This is a genomic window from Brevundimonas sp. CURTG3B2_SDJG (assembly GCF_057364705.1).
Map to the genome: position 1 here is coordinate 1 of NZ_JBNFOJ010000506.1, position 1105 is coordinate 1105.

General features: G+C 71.1%; 3 protein-coding genes. 1 reads left to right on the plus strand and 2 read right to left on the minus strand.

Annotated features, from left to right (window positions below; genetic code table 11):
• The first annotated feature begins 50 nt into the window (after nt 1-50).
• The gene (locus tag AC2W7C_RS18265) at nt 51-332 is read left to right on the plus strand and encodes a hypothetical protein (RefSeq protein WP_486002614.1); all 282 of its coding nucleotides are present in this window, start codon (nt 51-53) and stop codon (nt 330-332) included.
• A gap of 12 nt (nt 333-344) precedes the next feature.
• Here the strand turns inward: AC2W7C_RS18265 and AC2W7C_RS18270 are convergent, their stop codons facing one another.
• Both AC2W7C_RS18270 and AC2W7C_RS18275 read right to left on the minus strand, forming a co-directional pair.
• Nucleotides 345-914 (minus strand): hemerythrin domain-containing protein, encoded by a 570-nt coding sequence (locus AC2W7C_RS18270; RefSeq protein WP_486002615.1) that lies wholly within the window; start codon nt 912-914, stop codon nt 345-347.
• The coding region (locus tag AC2W7C_RS18275) for an aminomethyltransferase beta-barrel domain-containing protein (protein WP_486002616.1) at nt 907-1105 on the minus strand (199 nt) is incomplete at its 5' end. The genes AC2W7C_RS18270 and AC2W7C_RS18275, both read right to left, overlap by 8 nt.

The window sequence follows — 1105 nt, forward strand, 5'->3', positions numbered from 1 at the left end:
GGCCGGCCGGGTCGCAGGAGGCGAGGGCGCACCTGGACGAGGCTTTTCGGATGGCCGAGCTCGGCCTTCCGCCCGGACATATGACGCGTACGCTCGCCCAGGCGCAGCTCGGCACCGCCTTGGCTGGCTGGGGCCAGACGGAAGAGGCCTTGCCGATCCTGCGTGAGGCCGGCGCCGCGGCCATCGACCTGGCCCAGCGCCGCGCCGCCGTCGACGTCAAGGCGCATCGGGACCTGAACCGTCTGCGGCCGGTTTTCCGGCTGACCGTCTCCGCCGCATGGGACCAAGCCCATCCGCAAGACGGATCCGGAGAGGCGTCGAGCCGGCCCTAGCGCGACCGCCGCCTATTCCTCCAGCCCGCGCAACTGGATCAGAGGAATGACGATGTCCTCCTCGTCCTCCAAGTGGCGCAGCAGCCGCCGCGCGCCGGTCTCCAGCTCGTCGCCCAGCCGCGACGCGCGGTCGGCGGCGTCCGGAGCGCCTGACATCACGGCCTGGTGGAAGGCCAGCCCGTCCCGGAACAGGGTCTCCAGCGTGCCGTGGATCACGTCGTGGTCGCGGTCCAGCAGGTCGATTCCGGCGCCGATGCGGGGTTCGATCTCGCGCATCATCGGGAAGTAGCGGCCGCTCTCGATCCGGTGGTGACCGTCCAGATGCTGGAGAAAGGACTGCAGCGCCGGGACCAACTGGCGGTGCAGGTCGCGCAGATCGCCCCCAGCCCGCCATTGGCTGACCAGACCGTCCATGTGCGCCTGGTGACCCCGAAAGCTCCCGTGCATCTGAAGCCAAAAGGCCGCGATCTCGGGCAGACTGTCCCAGCGATCACGGGGATGCGCCTCGCACAGGTACAGGAACTCGGGCGGCAGGCCGGTCCGGACGTCCAGCGCGAGCGGGTCGCCGGCCGGATCAGGCAACGGCGGCGGTCGTCTTGATGAAGCCGCCGCCCAGCAGGCGGTCAGGATCGGCCGGATCGTAGAGGGCGCAGGCCTGACCCGGCGCCACGCCTTCTTCGCCCGTGTCGAAGATCACCGAGACGGCTCCATCCGCCATCGCCATGCGGGCGGGCGAGGGCGCGCGGGTCGAGCGGACCCGCGCCAGCACGGGC

Bases quoted from the DNA above. Each gene is read 5' to 3' on its own strand.
- AC2W7C_RS18265 (WP_486002614.1), top strand. From the start codon at position 51: ATGGCCGAGCTCGGCCTTCCGCCCGGACATATGACGCGTACGCTCGCC.